The organism is Mycobacterium sp. 852002-10029_SCH5224772 (assembly GCF_001667315.1).
Lineage (GTDB): Bacteria > Actinomycetota > Actinomycetes > Mycobacteriales > Mycobacteriaceae > Mycobacterium.
On the sequence record NZ_LZHT01000015.1, the window covers coordinates 82865 to 99975 of the forward strand.

The following is a 17111-nucleotide window of genomic DNA, read 5'->3' on the forward strand; positions in this document are numbered from 1 at the left end:
GCTGTACTACGAGGACATGGGCGACATCGACGACCCGCCCGTCCTGCTCATCATGGGGCTGGGGGCCCAGCTGGTGCTGTGGCGGACCGCGTTCTGCGAAAAGCTGGTCGACCGCGGCCTGCGGGTCATCCGGTACGACAACCGCGACGTCGGCCTGTCCAGCAAGACCCGGCATGTCAGCGCGGGACAGCCGCTGGCGACGCGGCTGGCCCGGTCCTGGCTGGGTCTGCCCAGCCAGGCGACGTACAAGCTCGAGGACATGGCCGACGACGCCGCGGCCGTGCTGGATCATCTGGGCATCGACCGCGCCCACATCGTGGGCGCGTCGATGGGCGGCATGATCGCCCAGATCTTCGCCGCACGGTTCCGTGAGCGGACCACCACCCTGGCGATCATCTTCTCCAGCAACAATTCGGCCCTGCTACCGCCGCCGGCACCGCGGGCGTTGCTGGCGCTGCTGAAGGGGCCGGCGCCGAACTCGCCGCGCGAGGTGATCATCGACAACGCGGTGCGGGTCGGCAAGATCATCGGGAGCCCGCGCTACCGGTTGCCCGACGAGCGGGCCCGCGCCGAGGCCGCCGAGGGGTACGACCGCAACTACTACCCGCAGGGCGTCGCGCGGCATTTCGCCGCGGTGCTGGGCAGCGGCAGCCTGCGGCGCTACAACCGCGGGACCATCGCCCCCACCGTGGTGATCCACGGCCGGGCGGACAAATTGATGCGGCCGTTCGGCGGCCGCGCGGTGGCGCGGGCCATCGACGGCGCCCGATTGGTGTTATTCGACGGGATGGGTCATGATCTGCCACAGCAGTTGTGGGATCAGGTGGTTGGCGTACTGACAAGCAACTTCGGCGAGGCGTATTGAGCCAAAAAGCATGCCGTAGAAACATTTCCCCGCATTTCCAGTCCAAGGCGGCGGGTTGTACGGTTGTCGAAGGAGGGTGGGTGTAGCAATGGTGAAGCTGGAGCCGTATTACGAAGAGTCGCAGGCAACCTACGACATTTCGGACGACTTCTTCGCGTTGTTTCTCGACCCCAACATGGTGTACACCTGCGCCTATTTCAAAGACGACGACATGACGCTGGAACAGGCACAGCTGGCCAAGCTGGATCTGGGACTGGACAAGCTGAACCTCGAGCCGGGCATGACGCTGCTCGACGTCGGGTGCGGCTGGGGCGCGGCCGTGGTCCGGGCGCTGGAGAAGTACGACGTGAACGTCATCGGCATCACGCTCAGCCGCAACCACTACGCGCGCACCAAAGCGAAGCTGGCCGCGATCCCGACAACGCGGCGAGCCGAGGCCCGGCTGCAGGGCTGGGAAGAGTTCGACGAGCACGTCGATCGGATCATCAGCTTCGAGGCCTTCGACGCATTCAAAAAGGAACGTTGGCCCGCGTTCTGGGATTGGGCCTACGAGACCCTCCCCAACGACAGCCGGATGCTGATGCACAGCATATTCACGTATCCGCAGTCGCACTGGAAAGAAGTCGGCATCAAAATCACGATGACCGACCTGCGTTTCCTGCACTTCCTCGGCAAGGAAATTTTTCCCGGCGGGCAGATGTGCGGCGAATCCGACATCGTCGACCTTTCGCGGGCCAGCGGTTTCTCGCTCGAGCAGACGCAATACCTGCAGCCGCACTATGCCCGGACGCTGGACACCTGGGCGGCCAACCTGGAGGCCAATCGCGAACGCGCGATCGCCCTGCAGTCCGAAGAGGTCTACGACCGCTTCATGCGCTACCTGACCGGTTGCGCCGGCCTGTTCCGCAAAGGCATCTCCAACGTGGCCCAGTACACGCTGACGAAGTAGCGTCGGCGGAAAAGTAGACTTTGCCTCCGCGGTCGGCCCCGCGACGCGCGCTGCACCCTTAGGAACCGATGCCTCGACGTTGGGTATCGTTGCTGGTCACACGAGACCCCTCGATCCGTGCGTGGATATAGGCAGTGATCGTCATCCAGGAGAACAGGACCAAAATGGCTGAGCAACCGACTGGCCCGACGAAGACGCGGACGCGCTCGGAGGACATTCAGGCGCATTACGACGTCTCCGACGATTTCTTCGGCCTGTTCCAGGACCCGTCGCGGATCTACAGCTGCGCCTACTTCGAGCGCGACAACATGAGCCTGGAAGACGCCCAGTACGCCAAGATCGACCTCAACCTCGACAAGCTGGACCTCAAGCCGGGCATGACCCTGCTGGACATCGGCTGCGGCTGGGGCACCACCATGAAACGCGCCGTCGAGCGGTTCGACGTCAACGTCATCGGCCTGACCCTGTCCAAGAACCAGCACGCGCGCAGCCGGGAGTTGCTCGGCTCGATCGACAGCGGCCGCTCGCGTGAGGTGCGGCTGCAGAACTGGGAGGACTTCTCCGAGCCGGTCGACCGCATCGTGTCGATCGAGGCCTTCGAGCACTTCGGTCACGAAAACTACGACGACTTCTTCAAGCGGACCTTCGACATCATGCCCGACGACGGCCGGATGACCGTCCAGAGCAGTGTCAGCTACCACCCGTACGACCTGGCCGCGCGCGGCAAGAAGCTGAGCTTCGAGACGGCGCGGTTCATCAAGTTCATCGTCACCGAGATCTTCCCCGGCGGCCGGCTGCCCACCACCCAGATGATGGTCGATCACGGCGTGAAGGCTGGTTTCGTTGTGCCCGAACCGCTTTCGCTGCGGCCGCACTACATCAAGACCCTGCACATCTGGGGTGACACACTCGAGTCCAACCGGGATAAGGCCATCGAGGTCACCTCCGAAGAGGTGTACAACCGCTACATCAAGTACCTGCGCGGCTGCGAGCACTATTTCGGTGACGAGATGCTCGACGTCAGCCTGGTGACCTACGTCAAGCCGGGCGCGGCCGCCTGAATTTCCGCAGCGTCTGTCGGATTGGCGCTGCGCGGTTCGTCGAGTAGGTAGAGAGTGGAGCAGACGGCTTCGCTCACTACCGGAGGTGACGACCATGCAGTACTTCGCCTTGTTGATCAGCAACGAGCAAGACCGTACGCCCGACGATGCCGCCGCCGCGATGGCAGCATTCGAGAGCTTTCACGCCAAAGCCGGGCCGGCGATCAAAGCCGGTGACGCGCTGGCGCCCGCCGCGGACGCGGTGGCCATCACCGGCGGTCCGGATGCGCCGACGGTCACCGACGGGCCCTTCGCCGAGGCCGCCGAGGTGGCTTGCGGTTATTACGTCTTCGAAGCCGAAAACCTCGACGAGGCGCTGGCACTGGCGCGCGATGTCCCGGTCGCCGCGTTCGGCGCGGTGGAGCTGTGGCCGGTGGTCCACGCCGTCGAGCCGTCCCGCGCGCTCACCGGCAACGACTGGCTCGCACTGCTGGCCGAACCCGCCGAATCCGCGCATACGCCGGGCACGCCCGAGTGGGAGGCGGTGGCGGCCAAGCACGTCGATCTGCACGCCGCCGCCGGTGATCACGTGATCGGCGGCGCCGCGCTGCACGACCGGTCCACGGCCACGACCGTGCGGGTGCGCGACGGCGAGGTCCTCATCACCGACGGGCCATACGCGGAGGGCGCCGAAATCGCCACGGGCATCTACCTGTTGAGCGCCGCGGATCGCGACGAGGCCGTCAAGATCGCATCGATGATCCCCGCCTCGGCAGTGCACCTGCGCCAGCTGGCGGGGGTCTCCGGCCTGTAAGCAGATGGCCGACCTGGACGGCGTCTTCCGCCGGGAATGGGGCCCGGCCGTGGCCGCGCTCGCGCGGTGGTCGGGTGACCTCACCGTCGCCGAGGACGCCGTCCAGGAGGCCTGCGCCGAAGCGCTGCGCACCTGGCCGCGCGACGGGATGCCCGTCAACCCGGGCGGGTGGCTGGTGACCGTTGGCCGTAACCGCGCCCGGGATCGCCTGCGACGCGAATCCGTGCGCCCCGGAAAGGAATTGGCGGCCGTGCTGGACGATATCAGGGCGCGCACCGAGCGCACCGACCCGCATCCGGTTCGCGATGACGAGTTGCGGATGATGTTCACCTGCGCACACCCGGCGCTGGACCGGCAATCACAACTGGCGCTGACGCTGCGGCTGGTGTCCGGTCTGACCGTCGGCGAGATCGCCCGCGCGCTCCTGCAGACCGAGACGGCGATCGGCCAGCGAATCACCCGCGCCAAGAACAAGGTTCGGCACGCCAACATCCCGCTGCGCGTCCCACCGGCCGAGCTGCTGCCCGAGCGCACACCGCACGTGCTCGGTTGCGTCTACTTGGTGTTCACCGAGGGCTACTGGTCGACCGCGGGGCCCTCGGCCATCCGGGACGACCTGTGCGACGAGGGGATCCGGCTGGGCGGGGAGCTGTGCGCCCTGCTGCCCGAGGAGCGGGAGGCGCACGCGCTGTCCGCCCTTATGCTGCTGCATGATTCGCGACGCACGACCCGGGTGGACGAGTCCGGGATGCTGGTGCCGCTCGAGGATCAGGACCGGCGCCGATGGGACCGCGCACGCATTGCCCGCGGGCTCGACCGGTTGCGGCGGGCCCAGGGTTCGACGGGCGCCTATCTGCCCCAGGCGGTGATCGCCGCGCTGCATGCCACGGCGTCGTCGTGGGAACAGACCGATTGGGTCACCATCTGCTCGGCCTATGACCGGCTATGGCGGATCACCGGCTCCCCGGTGGTGGCGGCCAATCGCGCGCTGGCGATCGGGTTTCGCGACGGTCCCGACGCCGGCCTGGCCGCCCTGGACAACGTGGCGGGCGATCCGCGGCTCGTTCGCTCGAACCTCGTCGCGACCGTGCGCGCCGACCTGCTGCGCCGCGCGGGCCGACCGGCTGATGCGCTCACGTGGTACCGAGCGGCGTTGGCGTCCAACGGATCTGAGCCGGGCCGCGCGTTCCTGCAGCGACGCATCGCCGAGTGCGGGGGTTAACACTCACCCGCGAGCAGACACAAAAGCACCCAACGCGCCGAGAAAAAGGGGCTTTCGCGTCTGCTCGCGAAAGATCAGGCCTCAGAGAAGTTGCGGGTGACCGACGGGTCGACCGGAATGCCCGGGCCCGTCGTCGTCGACACGGTGATCTTCTTCAGGTACCGGCCCTTCGACGCGGACGGCTTGAGCCGCAGCACCTCGTCGAGCGCGGCGCCGTAGTTCTCGGCGAGGGACTTCTCGTCGAAGGAGGCCTTGCCGATGACGAAGTGCAGGTTGGCCTGCTTGTCGATGCGGAAGTTGATCTTGCCGCCCTTGATGTCGGCCACGGCCTTGGCGACATCAGGGGTGACGGTGCCGGTCTTGGGGTTGGGCATCAGGCCACGCGGGCCGAGCACCCGCGCGATGCGACCGACCTTGGCCATCTGGTCCGGGGTCGCGATCGCGGCGTCGAAATCCAGCCAGCCGCCCTGAATCTTCTCGATCAGGTCGTCGCTGCCGACCACATCAGCGCCCGCGGCGACGGCGGCGTCCGCTTTGTCGCCGACCGCGAACACCACGACCCGGGCCGTCTTGCCGGTGCCGTGCGGCAGGTTGACCGTGCCGCGGACCATCTGGTCCGCCTTGCGCGGGTCGACGCCCAGCCGGATCGCCACCTCGACGGTCGCGTCCTGCTTGCTCGACGACGTTTCCTTGGCGAGCTTGGCCGCTTCCAGCGGGGAGTAGAGGCTGTTGCGGTCCACCTTCTCGGCGGCGGCGCGGTATGCCTTGCTGTTCTTGCTCATTGATTCATCCAATCTGGTGTTGGGTCGTGGTTATCGGGCCGAAGCTGGCCCTCCCACGGTGTTCGGGTATTACTCGACGGTGATACCCATCGACCGGGCGGTGCCCGCGATGATCTTGGCGGCCGCGTCGATGTCGTTGGCGTTCAGGTCCGACTTCTTGGTCTCGGCGATCTCCTTGACCTGATCCCACGTGACCTTGGCGACCTTGGTCTTGTGCGGTTCGGCCGAGCCCTTGCCCACGCCGGCGGCCTTGAGCAGCAGCTTGGCGGCGGGCGGCGTCTTGAGCGTGAAGGTGAAGCTGCGGTCCTCGTAGACCGTGATCTCCACCGGGATGACCTGACCGCGCTGGTTCTCCGTGGCGGCGTTGTATGCCTTGCAGAACTCCATGATGTTGACGCCGTGCTGACCGAGCGCGGGCCCGACCGGCGGCGCCGGGTTGGCCTGTCCCGCCTGGATCTGAAGCTTGATCAGCCCGACGACTTTCTTCTTCGGGGCCATGAGATTGTGCTGTTCCTTCCTGGTTTACGCCCGGCGAATGCGCCGGTTTAGAGCTTGGAGACTTGGCTGAAGGTCAGTTCGACCGGGGTTTCGCGGCCGAAGATCGACACCAGCACCTTGAGCTTCTGCTGTTCGGCGTTGACCTCGTTGATCGTGGCCGGCAGCGTGGCAAACGGGCCGTCCATGACGGTGACCGACTCGCCGACCTCGTAGTCGACCTCGATGGTCGGGCGTTCCAGCCCGCCGACCTCGGCGGCGGCGGCGGTGGTTGCCGCACCCTTGGCGGCCTTCTTCGCCGCGCCGCGCGGCAGCAGGAACTTCACCACGTCGTCGAGCGTCAGCGCCGACGGACGCGAGGTCGCCCCGACGAAGCCGGTGACGCCGGGGGTGTTGCGCACCGCGGCCCACGAGTCGTCGGTCAGATCCATGCGCACCAGGATGTAGCCGGGCAGCACCTTGCGGTTGACCTGCTTGCGCTGGCCGTTCTTGATCTCGGTGACCTCTTCGGTCGGCACTTCCACCTGGAAGATGTAGTCCCCGACGTCGAGGTTCTGCACACGCGTTTCGAGGTTGGCTTTGACCTTGTTCTCGTATCCCGCGTAGGAGTGGATGACATACCAGTCGCCGGGCTTGCTGCGCAGTTCCGCCTTGAGCGTGACCGCCGGGTCGGCCTCTTCGGCCGGCTCGTCGTGCGCCTCGGCGGCGTCGTCCGCGGTCGCCTCGGTGACCTCGGAGTCCGCGGGGGCCGCCGTGTCGTCAGAAGCCTCAGAAGCCGCCGAAGCCTCGGCGTCGGTGGTCTCTTTCAGGTCGACCGCGTCACCCGGGGACGGGTCACCGTCGAAGGTAGTCACGGGTGTGAGTCCTCTCTGTCACTTTGAAAAGCGGCGTCACTCGCTCAGCCGAACACCAACAGCACCAGCTTGGTCAGGCCGAAATCCGCCAGGCCGACCAGCGCCACCATGAAGGCCAGGAAGACCAGCACAACGGAGGTGTACGTGAGCATTTGCTTGCGGTTGGGCCAGATGACCTTCCGCATCTCCGCAACGACCTGCTTGAGGTAGTTGTAGACGAACACGACCGGGTTGGCCCGACTGTCCGCGGATTTCCTCGGCTTGGCGGCCTTCTTGGCTTTGGCGCCCTTCTTGGCCTTCTCCTTGCCGGAGCCCTCGATCTCGTCCGGCGACTCGGCGTCGGCGTCGGCCGGTTTTTGCCGGGATCGCTTACCGGTCGGGCGCTGCGGCCGCGTCACCACCGCCGTCCGACCGCCGCTCGCGCGGCCGTCCTCGGTCTGGGTGCCGTCGCTTGTGGCGTCGTTGGCAACATCGCCTTCGTCGCTCACCGCACGCTCCTTTGTTTGCTAGTACCCCGAAAGCCGTCCCATCGGTGGCGGCACATTCTTCCAGTGTCCACCATGGCACATTCTTGTTGTCTGGTTCCTCCTCAGGCCCCCGGGCCCGCATCGTCTCCAGACGCTCGTCGGCCGGTGTCCCGTCCGTCTTCAGCAGGGGCGACAGGACTTGAACCTGCAACCTGCGGTTTTGGAGACCGCTGCTCTGCCAGTTGAGCTACGCCCCTTCGCGGTTGGCAGGCCAACCTGCGCTTACCTACCGGGGCTTACATGACACGCGCGCCTTCCGATTGCTCGACTCACGGAAAGCGCGCTGGTGCTGGGAAAACCCCGAGGTCCGAGTGTACATCGCAGCAGGAGTCAGATACTAATTACGCCGTTCTGACGACCTGTCCGGAGTTGGCGTCCCATTTGAGGTTCGCGGACCCGTCGGTGTACTGGCTCATCAAGGTGGTGTAGGCCTCCATGACGATCTCACCAGCTTCGTTGGTGCAGATGTTCTTGGTGACGACGATGTCGGCGCCGAAACGCTCGTCCACCGATTGGATTTCCATCCGGGCCCACAGCTTGTCGCCGGCCTTGATCGGCATAGAGAACACGAACCGCTGGTCGACCTGGACGATCACCATGGTCTCCATGCCGATGTCGACATGCCGGAAGAAATCCAGCTGAACCAGCTTGGCGAAGATCGTCCCGAAGGTCAGCGGTGCCACGATCGCACTGTGGCCGAGTTCGGCGGCAGCGTCTTCGTCGAAATACGCTGGATGGTCGTTCTTGATGGATTGCGCAAACGCGCGGAGTTGCTCACGACCCACCACAAAATAATCCGCGTAGCGCCAGATCATTCCCCGGATGTCTGTTTTGAGCGCCATGCACTATGCCAGGGTCGCGGACGCGATGGCCCTGCCGAAGATCTTCTTGCCGCCGGTGGTGGCCGTGAGCGCGATGGTCACGGACTTGGTCTCCGGGTCGGCCGACTTCACCCGGCCGCTGAAGACCAGTTCGGCACCCTTGCCGTCGTTGGGCACCGGCACCACGGCGGTGAATCGCACGTTGTACTCGGTGACCGCGCCGGGGTCGCCGATCCACGAGGTGACGTAGCCACCGCCGATGCCCATGGTGAGCATGCCGTGCGCGATCGCGGTCTCCAGACCGACGACCTTGGCGATCTCGTCGTCCCAGTGGATCGGGTTCAGGTCGCCAGATACGCCCGCGTAATTCACCAGATCCTGTCGGGTCAGCGGGTAGGTCTTCTCTGGAAGCTGGTCACCCACCTTCACGGAGCTGAACTCACGCAGTGGCATCAGTAAATCCCTCATCTCCATCATCGCCGGCACGGCCCGCCAGGGTCGTGTAGGTCTCTTGCACGACGTCACCGGCCTCATTGGTGATGACGTTCTTGGTAACGATGATCTGGGTGCCGTGCGACACCCGCACCGAGTCCACGTAGACGTCGCAGTAGAGCTTGTCGCCGGCCACCAGCGGCGCGAAGAACTTCAGCACCTGGTCGACCTGAACGATCTGGGCGTCCTGGACGGCGACGTTGGCGTGCTTGAAGAATGCGGTCTGCGCCGTGTAGCCGAACACGCAGACAAATGTCAGGGGGGCGGGCAGCCCCTTATAGCCGAGGTCGGCCGCCGCCTTCTCCTCAAAGAACGCCGGGTCGTCGTGTTTCACGGCGACCGCGTACTCGCGGATCTTCTCCCGCTCGACCTCGTAATAATCGGGGTAGCGGTAGTGCATCCCGACGATGCTTTCGGTTAACGGCACGGTTCTTAAACTACCTAGTCAATCGGAATAAACGCTGGCGGGCCGCCGCTAGCGTGTCTCCCGATGCGCCTGGTGCTTACCGCAGTTGGAGCAGAACTTCTTCAGCTCCAGTCGGTCCGGGTCGTTCCGGCGGTTTTTCTTGGTGATGTAGTTGCGGTGCTTGCACACCTCGCATGCCAAGGTGATCTTCGGCCGTACGTCGGTACTGGACGCCATGACGGTTCTCTCTCGATTCTTGAAAAAATCTGTGCTGTTCTGTTGTAGCGATGGCCGGACTCGAACCGGCGACCTAACGATTATGAGTCGTTCGCTCTAACCGACTGAGCTACATCGCCTCTGGCCACCCCTTTGGGGCCGGGGCCGCCACGCCTGCTCGGCGTCCGCCGAGCCCCCTAACGGAATCGAACCGTTGACCTTTTCCTTACCATGGAAACGCTCTACCGACTGAGCTAAGGGGGCCGTTCACCCGAAGCGATCAGTCGCGCGGGCCTAAAAGAGGGTACAACCTGGCTCGCAGCGGCACCAAACCACGAGTACCGCTGGACAGTGGCCAACGGTGATTGCCCGAAACGCCGGGCTCATCCGACATCGACGAAGCCGGTGCGCGGCTCACCCGGGCCCGACGGTGCGGCGCGGTTGCCACGCGTTGAGGTTGCTGAATTCGTCGTACTCGTCGTCCTCTTCGACGGAAGGGTCCTCATGAAGCAGGGTGCGCAGCGCGAGATTGACGGCCTCGCGCGCGCCGGCGACACCGAAGCGGCGGATCGCCTCATCGACCAGTTCGAGGTCGACCTCGATTTCGACCTTCTTCTTCATGCGCCAACAATACCCACTGAAAACGAGCCCAACCGGGCGCTCAGCAGGGGTGTCACCGCCTCGGGGCGGCGCAATCGAAGCGGTGGCGGACTACCCGCGGCCCGCCGCGATCCGGGTCCTAATCTGGTCACGTGTCAGAAGACCGGCTGTACTTTCGTCAACTGCTCTCCGGGCGCGACTTCGCCGCCGAGGACATGTTGGCGACGCAGATGCGCAACTTCGCCTACCTGATCGGCGACCGGCAAACCGGGGATTGCGTGGTCGTCGACCCGGCCTACGCCGCCGGTGATCTCCTCGACGCCCTCGAGGCCGACGGTATGCATCTCTCCGGGGTGCTGGTGACCCACCACCACCCCGACCACGTCGGCGGATCGATGATGGGCTTCTCGCTGCAGGGCCTGGCCGAACTGCTGGAACGCACGGCGGTGCCGGTGCACGTCAATACCCATGAGGCGCTGTGGGTTTCGCGAGTCACCGGGATCGGCCTCGGCGACCTGACCGCGCACGAGAACCATGACAAGGTCAGCATCGGCGATATCGAGATCGAGTTGCTGCACACCCCGGGCCACACCCCGGGCAGCCAGTGTTTTCTGCTCGACGGCCGCCTGGTGGCCGGCGACACGTTGTTCTTGGAGGGCTGCGGGCGCACGGACTTCCCCGGTGGCGACTCCGACGAGATGTACCGCAGCCTGCAGCGGCTCGCGACCCTTCCCGGTGATCCGACGGTGTTTCCGGGGCATTGGTATTCGGCGCAGCCCAGTGCCTCGCTGTCGGACGTCAAGCGTTCCAACTATGTGTATCGGGCCGCGGACCTTGACCAATGGCGAATGCTGATGGGTGGCTGAGCAACGGGGTGATCGCTCGATGGTGACCATTCGGCGCCCGGCCCTGTGATATAAGCGGAGGGTGGATTCCATGGGTTGGCTCCAGGACAGCTGGCATGGGGTCACCGACGTCGGGTCCAGCACCTGGATTGCGTGGGCAGCGTGGGCGGCGATCGCCCTCGCCGTCGTCACCCTGGTCTTCACCAACAGCCAGATCGCCCGCAATCGCCGCGCGGCGGCGGAAAAAACCCGCCCGCACGTCGGGGTGTTCATGGAGCCGCACCCCGCCGACTGGCACGTGATCGAACTCGTGGTCCGCAATTTCGGCCAGACCGCCGCGTATGACATCGAGTTCGCGTTCGTCAATCCGCCGACGGTGGCCGAATACGAAAGCGCCACCGACGGTTACGCCGACGTCGTCGAACTGCGACTGCCCCGTGAGCTGCCGGTGCTGGCGCCCGGCCAGGAATGGCGCCTGGTGTGGGATTCCGCGCTCGACCGCGCCGAAATCGGCAGTGGCATCGAGTCGCGTTTCACCGGGACCGTCAGCTACTACGACCGACCCGCTCAGCCGCGCGACCGGCGGTTCTGGCGGCGCGAGCGCTCTCCGCTGCACACCGAGGTGGTGCTGGACTGGGATGCCCTGCCACCCGTCCAGCGCATCGAGTTGATGACCACCCATGACCTGGCGAAGCGGGAAAAGGAGAAGCTGGAGCTGCTGCGCAGCCTGCTGACCTACTTCCACTACGCCAGCAAGGAGACCCGGCCCGAGGTTTTCCGCAGCGAGATCGAACGGATCAACACCGCGGTTCGGGAGACCCAGGACAGATGGCGCACCCGCCAACTCGACGAACCCACCGATGTCAGCCTGCGCTGGAGTAACGCCGAAGACGATCTGGGCAAACACCACAGCGCGCCCGCCTGACGGCAAGGAGCCACCCATGACCGCCCCGGTCCACTACAGCACCAAGGACTCCCTCGCCATCATCAGGATGGACGACGGCAAGGTCAACGCGCTGGGCCCGACCATGCAGCAGGCGCTGAACGACGCGATCGACACAGCCGAGGCGGACAACGCCGGGGCGCTGGTGATCACCGGCAACGAGCGGGTGTTCAGCGGCGGCTTCGACCTGAAGATCCTCACCTCCGGCGAGGTGCAGCCCGCGATCGACATGCTGCGAGGCGGGTTCGAGCTGGCGTATCGCCTCTTGTCGTTTCCGAAGCCGGTGGTGATGGCGTGTACCGGCCATGCGATCGCGATGGGGGCGTTCCTGTTGTCGTCCGGCGATCACCGGGTGGCCGCGCATGCCTACAACATCCAGGCCAACGAGGTCGCGATCGGCATGGTCATCCCGTATGCCGCGTGCGAGATCATGAAGCTGAGGCTGACGCCGTCGGGGTATCAGCAGGCCGCCGGGCTGGCCAGAACGTTCTTCGGTGAAACCGCCCTTGCCGCAGGCTTTATCGATGAGATCGTGCTGCCCGAGATGGTGATGGACCGCGCCGAGGAAGCCGCCACCGAATTCGCCGGGCTGAATCAGCGCGCCCACGCCGCGACCAAGCTGCGCGCTCGGGCCGACGCCCTGGCGGCCATCCGCGCCGGCATCGACGGGATCGAAGCCGAATTCGGGCTGTAGGCCAGGCACCTGCCTGACGTGGTTTCGGGGGCCGCTGCGGGGGAAGTCCTCTGCCCGTGACGATAGATCGCATCGCGAACCCCTGGGGGACGCGCACCCCGTATGAACCCGGCACCCGCTGGCCGGAGCGGGTCGACACCTACCTGGCCGACGGGATCACTCCCGAATCGGTGGATCGCTGGGTGCAATCGGCGGCGGTGTTGCACTCTAACGGCGACGGTCTGGACATCGCCGTCAAGGACGGGCGGATCGTGGGCGTGCGCGGGCGGGCCGTCGACCGCGTCAACCACGGGCGCCTGGACCCCAAGGATCTGTTCGGCTGGCAGGCGAACGCGTCCGCCGACCGGCTCACCACACCGATGGTCAGGACCGGCGGCGAGCTGAAGCCGTGCGACTGGGACACCGCCATGGGGCGGATCGTGGACCGAACCAGGGACTTGCTCGACAACTTCGGCCCCAGCTCGATCGGCTTCTACACGTCGGGACAGTTGTTCTTGGAGGCCTACTACACCCAGGGCGCCATCGCGCACGGGGCGATCGGCACCAACCACGTCGACGGCAACACCCGGCTGTGCACCGCGACGGCGGCCGAGGCGCTCAAGGAGTCGTTCGGCTGCGACGGACAGCCGGGGTCCTACACCGATGTCGACCACGCCGACGTCATCGCGTTGTTCGGGCACAACGTCGCCGAGACGCAGACGGTGCTGTGGGCGCGGATGCTGGACCGGCTGGCCGGCGACGCGCCGCCGGCGATCGTCTGCGTCGACCCCCGGCTGACGCCGGTCGCCAAGCGCGCCACCGTCCACCTGGCGCCGGTGCCGGGCACCAACGTGGCGCTGATGAACGGCCTGCTGCACGAGATCATCGGCAACGGCTGGATCGACTCGGACTACATCGACTCGCACACAGTCGGTTTCGACGAGCTACGCGGCCGGGTCGAGGAGTTCCCGCCCGAACGGGTCGCCGAGATCTGCGGCGTTGCGGCCGAGGACATCCGGCACGCGGCGCGGCTGCTGGGCACGGCGAAGCGGCTGCTGTCCACCGTGCTGCAGGGCTTCTATCAGTCGCATCAGGCCACCGCGGCGGCCGTGCAGGTCAACAACATTCACCTGGTCCGCGGCATGCTGGGCAAGCCCGGATGCGGTGTGTTGCAGATGAACGGGCAGCCGACGGCGGAGAACACCCGCGAATGCGGCGCCGACGGGGACCTGGCCGGTTTCCGCAACTGGTCCAATGACTCCCACGTCGCCGAGTTGGCCCAGTTGTGGAACCTCGAGCCCCTGCAGATTCCGCACTACGGTCCGCCCACGCACGCCATGCAGATGTTCCGCTACGCCGAGGAGGGGACGCTGCGGATGCTGTGGGTCACCGCCACCAATCCGCTGGTGTCGCTGCCGGAGTTGCCCCGCATCCGCGACATTTTCTCCCAGGAACGGCTGTTCCTCGTCGTTCAGGACATCTTCCTGACCGAAACCGCCGCGATGGCCGATGTCGTGCTGCCCGCCGCGGCGTGGGCGGAGAAGACCGGTACCTTCACCAATGCCGACCGCACCGTGCATCTGTCCGAAAAGGCAGTCCAGGCACCGGGTTCCGCGCGCCCGGACCTCGACATCTTCCTGGACTACGCGCGCCGGATGGACTTCCGCGACAAGGACGGCCAGCCGTTTCCGCCCTGGACCGATGCCGAGTCGGCTTTCGAGGCGTGGAAGAAATGCAGCGCGGGCCGGCCGTGCGACTACACGGGTTTGAGCTACGAGAAGCTGCGCGGCGGCAGCGGCATCCAATGGCCCTGTAACACAGAACATCCCGACGGCACCGAACGGCTCTACGCCGACGCGAAGTTCTGGGCGAAGCCCGAATACTGCGAGGCATATGGCAAAGACCTGATCACCGGCGCCCCGCTGCAGCCCGACGAATACCGCTCGATGAACCCTTACGGCAAGGCGATCATCAAGGCGGCCGAATACGTTCCACCGCATGAGCGGACCAGCCCCGAGTTCCCGTTCGCGCTGATCACCGGCCGCACCGTCTATCACTTCCATACCCGCACGAAAACCGCACGGGCCCAGCAGCTTCAACAGGCCGCACCCGAGGTATGGGTCGAGGTCTCGCCGGGCGATGCACGCCGTCTGGGCATCGCCGAGGGCGAGCTCGTCGAGGTGAGCACGCCGCGCGGACGCATCAGGTGCGCGGCGCGGATCCGCGACATCCGCGACGGCGTCCTGTTCGTGCCCTTCCACTACGGCTACTGGGACCTCGACCAGGAAGGGGCCGGCCACGGCCACCACCGGGCCGGCAACGAACTCACGCTGACCGATTGGGATCCGGTGTCCAAGCAGCCGATCTACAAGACGGCTGCCGCCCGGCTGCACAAGGTCCGCGGGAGGCACGCGCAGCGAAACGGGTCGGCACCCGCGGGCGCGGCGCCGGCGTCGGCCGGCGTGACCGAAGTCCTATCGGCGGGGAGTCGGCCATGAAGCTGAAACTGGCGATCCGCGAACTGCACCGCTCCGAGCGCAAGCTGGCCCATGAACTCAATGTGGTCGCCGCGCGCCACCACAGCGACCAGGACGTCAGCCACCTGGCGCAAGACCTGGCCGGCTGGTCCCGCCATCACCTCGCCGAGTTGGCGCGGCACGGCCGGCATTACGGCCTGCGCCTGTCCGCCGACCCGCGCACCGGCGCGATCACCGGTTTCCTGCAATCGCGGATCGGCGGCTTGCTGCGGCACCGACCGGAGCCGGGCCTGATGCTGCTCGCCGACCTGCGCCGGATTCACCGGCTGGCGGCGGGGGTGTCGCTGGATTGGGAGTTGCTGGCCCAGGGTGCGCAGGCGGCCAAGGATTCCGAGCTGCTGAGCCTGGCCTCGCGCTGTCATCCCGAGACGCTGCGGCAGATGCGCTGGGCCAACGGGATGCTGAAAGAGCTTTCGCCGCAAGTGTTGATGAACTAAAACCGCGAACGCGGTGGCCGCCCGTGAGCCGCCACCGCGTTCCCTTCGCCTCCTCGCCGCCAGTCTGACACGTGCGCGCCGGGCCGTCACTTCACCCGGCGGGCCGACGGCTTACCGGAACCGGTCCAGATAAGCCGGCCAGTCCCACGTCGACAGGAAGGCCTGCGCCGCCGCATAGCCGCTCTCGTAGAGCTCTTCGAGGCGGCCCCTGGAGACGTCGAAGTCGAGCACGCCCACGTCGGTGGATTCGACCGCGATGGCGCGCGCCGCGACCCACGGCTTGCTGAGATGGGTCTGATCGTGGCCGGCCAGCATCGTGGTGACCAGGCTTTCCAGCAATGCCGTCTGTTCGAGGAAGCGCAACGGTTTCAGGGCCGGCATCACCGCGCCGATGCCCTCGGTGAGCCTCGGCAGGACCGTGATCCCGAACGTGGGCCAGCGCGGCACGCCGCCGTCGGGCCGGTCGAAAGTGTCGATGGGGAAATTCGACAGCACACCGCCGTCGACCAGGGTGGACGTCGTGCCGTCGGCGCCGGTCAGCTTGACCGGGCGATAAAAGAACGGGATCGCCATCGAGGCGCGCACCGCGTCGGCCACCGGCTGCTCATCGGGATCCAGACCGTAGAGCCGCCGATAGTCCCACGGGAACCGCACCAGCTGCGCCGCCGTCACGTCGGCAACGGTGACCACCAGCTTGTCGCGCCGCCCTTCGAGCAGGGCGTCGTCGTCGAGGTGCAGATCGCCGAAGACGGTGACCCCGAAGTTCTTCAACTCGCTGCGAATCCAGTCGTGGGCCGCGTCGCCGCGGTACATGCTCGAATCGGTGACCAGCCCCCAGGCCGCACCGAGATAGGGGACGGGTCCGGCATCGCGCCACTTGCGCAGCGGGACCGAGAAGGCGAGCTCCTTGACCTGCGCACCGGTCAGCTGAGAATCGTTGGAGCCGGCTGCCAGGATCGCCGCGACCACGGAACCGGCCGAGACCCCCGAGACCCGCTTGATCGAATAACCCGCATCGATCAGCGCGACGATGGCGCCCACCAGACCGATGAACTTGACGCCCCCGCCGGAGAGCACGAGATCGACCGGTTTCGGCCGGCGCTTTTTCGATGCCATCTACTTCTCCGACGAAACCCATTGGTAGGGAAGGAATTTCCCGTCGAAGGTCACCACGACGCGGTCCCCGGACGGGTGCGGCTTCTTCTGTAGGTCGACGCTGAAGTTGATCGCGCTCATGATTCCGTCCCCGAACTGTTCGGCGATCAGTTCCTTGAGGGCGCCGCCGTACACCTGCAGTGCTTCGTAGAAGCGGTAGACGGTCGGGTCGGTCGGCACTGCGGTGGGCAGCCCGCCCCGCATGGGGGCTCCGGCCAGCACGGGCACCGCCGACGCGTCGAGGCCGAGCATCTCGGCCAGGACCTTGGCCTGCTCGACCGGGATCGGGTGCTGTCCGAGCAACGCCGCGGTGGTCCATACCACCGGTCTGCCGACGGCGTCGGCGAGCTGTTGCCACGTCAGCCCCTTCGCCAGGCGCGCGACGACGATCTGTTCGGTGAGTTCGGTTCTCGTCATGGGTCCCAGCATGCACGCCGG

21 protein-coding genes and 3 tRNA genes are annotated in these 17111 nt (G+C 66.2%); 10 read left to right on the forward strand and 14 right to left on the reverse strand.

What is annotated here, in order from left to right; all coding sequences use genetic code 11:
• Positions 1–16 precede the first annotated feature (16 nt).
• The 5 genes from A5775_RS05080 (at position 17) to A5775_RS05100 (ending at position 4890) form a co-directional block, all read left to right on the forward strand.
• Entirely contained in the window at positions 17–865 is an 849-nt protein-coding gene (locus A5775_RS05080) for an alpha/beta fold hydrolase (RefSeq protein WP_369827778.1), read from the forward strand.
• A gap of 88 nt (positions 866–953) precedes the next feature.
• Positions 954–1814, forward strand: coding sequence for a cyclopropane mycolic acid synthase family methyltransferase (locus A5775_RS05085; protein ID WP_067248521.1), 861 nt, complete (start codon positions 954–956; stop codon positions 1812–1814).
• Between the two features lie 164 nt (positions 1815–1978).
• Entirely contained in the window at positions 1979–2875 is an 897-nt protein-coding gene (gene mmaA4 / locus A5775_RS05090; protein ID WP_067248973.1) for a hydroxymycolate synthase MmaA4, read from the forward strand.
• Between the two features lie 94 nt (positions 2876–2969).
• Positions 2970–3668 (forward strand): YciI family protein, encoded by a 699-nt coding sequence (locus A5775_RS05095; protein WP_067248976.1) that lies wholly within the window; start codon positions 2970–2972, stop codon positions 3666–3668.
• A gap of 4 nt (positions 3669–3672) precedes the next feature.
• Positions 3673–4890, forward strand: a complete 1218-nt coding sequence (locus A5775_RS05100) for an RNA polymerase sigma factor (protein ID WP_067248524.1) — start codon at positions 3673–3675, stop codon at positions 4888–4890.
• Between the two features lie 74 nt (positions 4891–4964).
• Here A5775_RS05100 and rplA read toward each other — a convergent pair whose 3' ends face one another.
• From rplA to A5775_RS05160, 12 genes are all read right to left on the reverse strand, one after another.
• Positions 4965–5672, reverse strand: coding sequence for a 50S ribosomal protein L1 (rplA, locus tag A5775_RS05105; RefSeq protein ID WP_067248527.1), 708 nt, complete (start codon positions 5670–5672; stop codon positions 4965–4967).
• 69 nt (positions 5673–5741) lie between these two features.
• Positions 5742–6170 carry a 50S ribosomal protein L11 gene (rplK, locus tag A5775_RS05110; RefSeq protein WP_067248529.1) on the reverse strand — a complete coding sequence of 143 codons (429 nt, stop codon included), beginning with the start codon at positions 6168–6170 and terminating at the stop codon, positions 5742–5744.
• A 47-nt stretch (positions 6171–6217) separates the two neighbouring features.
• Complete coding sequence (gene nusG / locus A5775_RS05115) at positions 6218–7021, reverse strand: transcription termination/antitermination protein NusG (protein WP_067248532.1); 804 nt, start codon at positions 7019–7021, stop codon at positions 6218–6220.
• A gap of 44 nt (positions 7022–7065) precedes the next feature.
• Positions 7066–7509, reverse strand: a complete 444-nt coding sequence (gene secE, locus A5775_RS05120) for a preprotein translocase subunit SecE (RefSeq protein ID WP_067248534.1) — start codon at positions 7507–7509, stop codon at positions 7066–7068.
• A gap of 163 nt (positions 7510–7672) precedes the next feature.
• Positions 7673–7745 (reverse strand) — tRNA-Trp (locus tag A5775_RS05125).
• A 144-nt stretch (positions 7746–7889) separates the two neighbouring features.
• A complete protein-coding gene (gene hadC / locus A5775_RS05130) occupies positions 7890–8390 on the reverse strand; it encodes a (3R)-hydroxyacyl-ACP dehydratase subunit HadC (protein ID WP_067248537.1) in 501 nt (166 codons plus the stop codon).
• Between the two features lie 3 nt (positions 8391–8393).
• Positions 8394–8822: a (3R)-hydroxyacyl-ACP dehydratase subunit HadB gene (hadB, locus tag A5775_RS05135; RefSeq protein WP_067248540.1), complete on the reverse strand. Its 429-nt coding sequence runs from the start codon at positions 8820–8822 to the stop codon at positions 8394–8396.
• Complete coding sequence (gene hadA / locus A5775_RS05140; protein WP_369827779.1) at positions 8809–9261, reverse strand: (3R)-hydroxyacyl-ACP dehydratase subunit HadA; 453 nt, start codon at positions 9259–9261, stop codon at positions 8809–8811. Before hadA ends, hadB begins: the two co-directional genes overlap by 14 nt.
• Positions 9262–9336: 75 nt before the next feature.
• Entirely contained in the window at positions 9337–9504 is a 168-nt protein-coding gene (rpmG, locus tag A5775_RS05145) for a 50S ribosomal protein L33 (RefSeq protein WP_067248545.1), read from the reverse strand.
• Between the two features lie 45 nt (positions 9505–9549).
• Positions 9550–9623, reverse strand: a tRNA-Met gene (locus A5775_RS05150).
• Positions 9624–9674: 51 nt separating this feature from the next.
• Positions 9675–9747, reverse strand: a tRNA-Thr gene (locus A5775_RS05155).
• A 150-nt stretch (positions 9748–9897) separates the two neighbouring features.
• Complete coding sequence (locus A5775_RS05160; RefSeq protein ID WP_067248547.1) at positions 9898–10104, reverse strand: type II toxin-antitoxin system VapB family antitoxin; 207 nt, start codon at positions 10102–10104, stop codon at positions 9898–9900.
• A 131-nt stretch (positions 10105–10235) separates the two neighbouring features.
• Between A5775_RS05160 and A5775_RS05165 the strand changes: the two genes are divergently transcribed.
• The 5 genes from A5775_RS05165 to A5775_RS05185 all read left to right on the forward strand — a co-directional run bounded on the left by A5775_RS05165 (position 10236) and on the right by A5775_RS05185 (position 15518).
• Positions 10236–10949, forward strand: coding sequence for an MBL fold metallo-hydrolase (locus A5775_RS05165; protein WP_067248549.1), 714 nt, complete (start codon positions 10236–10238; stop codon positions 10947–10949).
• Positions 10950–11019: 70 nt separating this feature from the next.
• The gene (locus A5775_RS05170; protein WP_067248980.1) at positions 11020–11853 is read left to right on the forward strand and encodes a hypothetical protein; all 834 of its coding nucleotides are present in this window, start codon (positions 11020–11022) and stop codon (positions 11851–11853) included.
• A gap of 16 nt (positions 11854–11869) precedes the next feature.
• Positions 11870–12565 (forward strand): crotonase/enoyl-CoA hydratase family protein, encoded by a 696-nt coding sequence (locus A5775_RS05175; protein ID WP_067248552.1) that lies wholly within the window; start codon positions 11870–11872, stop codon positions 12563–12565.
• A gap of 56 nt (positions 12566–12621) precedes the next feature.
• Positions 12622–15042: a molybdopterin oxidoreductase family protein gene (locus tag A5775_RS05180; RefSeq protein WP_067248555.1), complete on the forward strand. Its 2421-nt coding sequence runs from the start codon at positions 12622–12624 to the stop codon at positions 15040–15042.
• On the forward strand, positions 15039–15518 hold the full coding sequence (locus A5775_RS05185; protein WP_067248559.1) for a hypothetical protein: 480 nt from the start codon (positions 15039–15041) through the stop codon (positions 15516–15518). The genes A5775_RS05180 and A5775_RS05185 overlap by 4 nt, the downstream gene beginning before the upstream one ends.
• Before the next feature lie 111 nt (positions 15519–15629).
• On the opposite strand, the gene A5775_RS05190 is transcribed toward A5775_RS05185, so the two are convergent.
• Positions 15630–16634 carry a patatin-like phospholipase family protein gene (locus A5775_RS05190; RefSeq protein ID WP_067248562.1) on the reverse strand — a complete coding sequence of 335 codons (1005 nt, stop codon included), beginning with the start codon at positions 16632–16634 and terminating at the stop codon, positions 15630–15632.
• Positions 16635–17102 carry a cyanase gene (cynS, locus tag A5775_RS05195; RefSeq protein WP_067248565.1) on the reverse strand — a complete coding sequence of 156 codons (468 nt, stop codon included), beginning with the start codon at positions 17100–17102 and terminating at the stop codon, positions 16635–16637.
• Between the last annotated feature and the right edge of the window lie 9 nt (positions 17103–17111).

Coding starts and splice junctions, on each gene's coding strand:
- A5775_RS05080 (WP_369827778.1), top strand. CDS start 17: ATGGGCGACATCGACGACCCGCCCGTCCTGCTCATCATGGGGCTGGGG.
- A5775_RS05085 (WP_067248521.1), top strand. CDS start 954: ATGGTGAAGCTGGAGCCGTATTACGAAGAGTCGCAGGCAACCTACGAC.
- mmaA4 (WP_067248973.1), top strand. CDS start 1,979: ATGGCTGAGCAACCGACTGGCCCGACGAAGACGCGGACGCGCTCGGAG.
- A5775_RS05095 (WP_067248976.1), top strand. CDS start 2,970: ATGCAGTACTTCGCCTTGTTGATCAGCAACGAGCAAGACCGTACGCCC.
- A5775_RS05100 (WP_067248524.1), top strand. CDS start 3,673: ATGGCCGACCTGGACGGCGTCTTCCGCCGGGAATGGGGCCCGGCCGTG.
- rplA (WP_067248527.1), bottom strand. CDS start 5,672: ATGAGCAAGAACAGCAAGGCATACCGCGCCGCCGCCGAGAAGGTGGAC.
- rplK (WP_067248529.1), bottom strand. CDS start 6,170: ATGGCCCCGAAGAAGAAAGTCGTCGGGCTGATCAAGCTTCAGATCCAG.
- hadC (WP_067248537.1), bottom strand. CDS start 8,390: ATGGCGCTCAAAACAGACATCCGGGGAATGATCTGGCGCTACGCGGAT.
- hadB (WP_067248540.1), bottom strand. CDS start 8,822: ATGCCACTGCGTGAGTTCAGCTCCGTGAAGGTGGGTGACCAGCTTCCA.
- hadA (WP_369827779.1), bottom strand. CDS start 9,261: ATGCACTACCGCTACCCCGATTATTACGAGGTCGAGCGGGAGAAGATC.
- rpmG (WP_067248545.1), bottom strand. CDS start 9,504: ATGGCGTCCAGTACCGACGTACGGCCGAAGATCACCTTGGCATGCGAG.
- A5775_RS05160 (WP_067248547.1), bottom strand. CDS start 10,104: ATGAAGAAGAAGGTCGAAATCGAGGTCGACCTCGAACTGGTCGATGAG.
- A5775_RS05170 (WP_067248980.1), top strand. CDS start 11,020: ATGGGTTGGCTCCAGGACAGCTGGCATGGGGTCACCGACGTCGGGTCC.
- A5775_RS05175 (WP_067248552.1), top strand. CDS start 11,870: ATGACCGCCCCGGTCCACTACAGCACCAAGGACTCCCTCGCCATCATC.
- A5775_RS05185 (WP_067248559.1), top strand. CDS start 15,039: ATGAAGCTGAAACTGGCGATCCGCGAACTGCACCGCTCCGAGCGCAAG.
- A5775_RS05190 (WP_067248562.1), bottom strand. CDS start 16,634: ATGGCATCGAAAAAGCGCCGGCCGAAACCGGTCGATCTCGTGCTCTCC.
- cynS (WP_067248565.1), bottom strand. CDS start 17,102: ATGCTGGGACCCATGACGAGAACCGAACTCACCGAACAGATCGTCGTC.